This is a genomic window from Mucilaginibacter sp. P5_A4 (assembly GCF_056400605.1).
In genome coordinates, this window is record NZ_JBFUKX010000118.1 from 1 (window position 1) to 2,326 (window position 2,326).

Genomic DNA, 2,326 nt, shown 5'->3' on the forward strand with positions numbered 1-2,326 from the left:
GTAGGATAGCAATATTGATAAAATTACTACCGGTGAGCAGGAGGATGGCCATGCAGACAAAAAGCATGATGGCATTTTTACGGACCAGGAAATATATTACACCGAAAGCATTCAGTATAGCATTGGTAGTTGAAGTATCAAAGGTGATACCCTTTACATAATCGCCGGTGCTAATAAAATATTTCTGAAACTGCCCCTGGTAGGTATAGGGATTAATGGCATGGGTATCTAAAAATATAACAGCCAGGTTGCCTACAGAAAACGCAGCGTTTATGATAAAAAATACCAGGATGGTTTGGTGGATCACTGTCGGTTCATTTTGCTCAACAGCCAGTTTAACCTGGTGAATAGCTAAAATGCACAGCATCCAAAAGCAAATACCTGTTAAAAGCAAAACGGTATAATTTAAATAAGTATAGTTTCTGCCTATTAACCAATTGAAAACACCAATTGCAATAACCAAAGGATAAAAGAGGGGCAGCCGGGAATTCTTAAAACGGAAGCCGAATTTGAAATTGAATTGTAGTAAAGTAAAAAGGATGATTACCGGGATTTTAACGCTAAGCTTTACATTTAAAAACAAAAGCAAAAAGGCAAGGAGTTTCCAATCTACCTTGTTTTTTATCTTATTTAAATAAAAAGCTGCTTTGTCAATCAACATTTCCCTGGGTTTTCTTAAAGTCATTACGACCTGAAAATGGGATAGGTTGCCTGTATAAAATGCTAAAAACAGTTTATTTCATCAATAAAAAATTCTGATTAAGCTTTTGCAGTCATCGCGCCTGAGCTGCATGGTGATAAGCAAAGAAACAAAGTAAAACAGAACTGAAACCACGCCCGCCACCCACATATTTTGAAACAATGCTTTCGCTAAAAAGCCACTTAATAAAGCACATCCTGTGAAAAGGGTTAGCGTATAAAAAGCACCTTTAAGCCCAGCGTGTTTGTTTTTCGAAAAATAAAAAGCAGCCTGCACCAAACAAGCCAGCAAAAAGGCCATGGCGGCCCCTTCGTTTCTATAAATTGGTATCAGTAATAAATCGCCGGCAATATTTACACCAAATGTGATAAGAAAGGAGTGAAAGATCATTTTTAGCCGGTTTTGCACAAAAAAAATCGTCCACAAAAAATTATTAAAATACAACAGGGGCATACAAAGCGACAGGATAAATATCGTGTTGGTATTAACAGCTCCATATTTTCCGTGCGTAACCATATCAATTATGGGGTTCCAGCAAATATTCAGCAACAAACCTGTAAATGAGGCTATTATGAGTTCTATCCGAATAAGCAGCTTCAGATTCGTCGCAGACGGATCCCCGCTTTTAAATAATTTGGTGAACCTTGGGATTAAAAGGGGGGCTATTGCCAGTAAGGGCAAAGTGGAGATCTCGAATATTTTGTAGGCAAAGCTATATTCGGCAAGCTTCACCGCCGATACCATGAACCCGATAAACAACCAATCGAACCGGGCCAGTGCCGAGGTAATAAGTACCACACCAACCTGTGGTAACGACTCACGCAACAGCATTATATAGTCGACTTTATTCCAATGCGCAAACACGGGTATCTTTATATATCTCCTGAAAAGAAAAATACTAATTAGTAATTCGATGGTATCGCCGCATATAAAAACCCAAATGATAGAAGTGATATTAACCTGGTGTAAAAAAGCAAGGATAAGCAATACAACACCCCTTACAACATTTGATACCACTAACATATACGATAACAGTTTAAACCGCTCCATACCACTGGTAACCTGTTTTAACGGGGTGGAAAAGAAGATCATCAGCTTACCTGCACCTATCAACAGTATCAGCCAGTATAATTCGTCATCCTGAACAAAAAAAGCTTTACAGAGCATCAATAATCCATAAAAAAGGATCCCTGTAAAAACTACATGGAATACATAAAGTGGTAATACGGTTTGAGCATTATCGCCATGGGCCACTTTTTTTATAACAACCTGGTCGATACCAAAAGAGAGGATATTAAATGCAGATAGCAGCACAGCCAGGGCAAGGTTAACCTGGCCAAAACTGTCTTTGTTAAGATTTACCGAAAGGACATAAAATATAAATACGCCGAATAGCTGGTTTACAACCAGCTGCAACGTATTTGCCGAAAGATTGTATACCAGCTTTTTTTTCATGAACAGCTAACCAGTTTATTCAACATGGGCATCGGCTTTAAACTTGTAGCCCATAACCGGCGCATCATGCTGGTACAATGGTTTCTGCTTAATAGATTGCGCGGCTATACTAAGGTAATGATATTTTAGCCAGGTATTTTTAAATGCCATTTTTGCAATGGTAAAACCTTC

General features: G+C 38.4%; 2 protein-coding genes. Both read right to left on the reverse strand.

Translation table 11 applies throughout. The annotated features are described in order from the left end of the window. The coding region (locus AC1DQW_RS27470) for a hypothetical protein (protein WP_477456980.1) at nucleotides 1-685 on the reverse strand (685 nt) is incomplete at its 3' end. A gap of 57 nt (nucleotides 686-742) precedes the next feature. Next, on the reverse strand, nucleotides 743-2,155 hold the full coding sequence (locus AC1DQW_RS27475) for an oligosaccharide flippase family protein (RefSeq protein ID WP_477456981.1): 1,413 nt from the start codon (nucleotides 2,153-2,155) through the stop codon (nucleotides 743-745). Nucleotides 2,156-2,326: the final 171 nt, after the last annotated feature.

Bases quoted from the DNA above. Each gene is read 5' to 3' on its own strand.
- AC1DQW_RS27475 (WP_477456981.1), bottom strand. From the start codon at position 2,155: ATGAAAAAAAAGCTGGTATACAATCTTTCGGCAAATACGTTGCAGCTG.